Annotated in this window: 1 protein-coding gene; it reads right to left on the minus strand. The window is 24.7% G+C overall.

Annotation, left to right across the window (positions count from 1 at the left end; translation table 11 throughout):
* A partial coding sequence (locus NY022_RS09670; RefSeq protein WP_267525678.1) for a BspA family leucine-rich repeat surface protein occupies positions 1-235 on the minus strand: 235 nt, incomplete at both ends.

The following is a 235-nucleotide window of genomic DNA, read 5'->3' on the forward strand; positions in this document are numbered from 1 at the left end:
CAACCATCAAACATATAATTCATATTTACTACATTTTTTGTATCAAAACTTAAAGCTTGATTGAAATTTTTACACCCACTAAACATAGATTGCATATCTGTTACATTACTTGTATCAAAGTTTAAAGCTTGATTGAAATTTTCACAACCATCAAACATATAATTCATATTTACTACATTTTTTGTATCAAAACTTAAAGCTTGATTGAAATTTTTACACCCACTAAACATAGATT

The organism is Campylobacter sp. MG1, from assembly GCF_026616895.1.
In the GTDB taxonomy this organism is placed as follows: Bacteria; Campylobacterota; Campylobacteria; order Campylobacterales; family Campylobacteraceae; genus Campylobacter_E.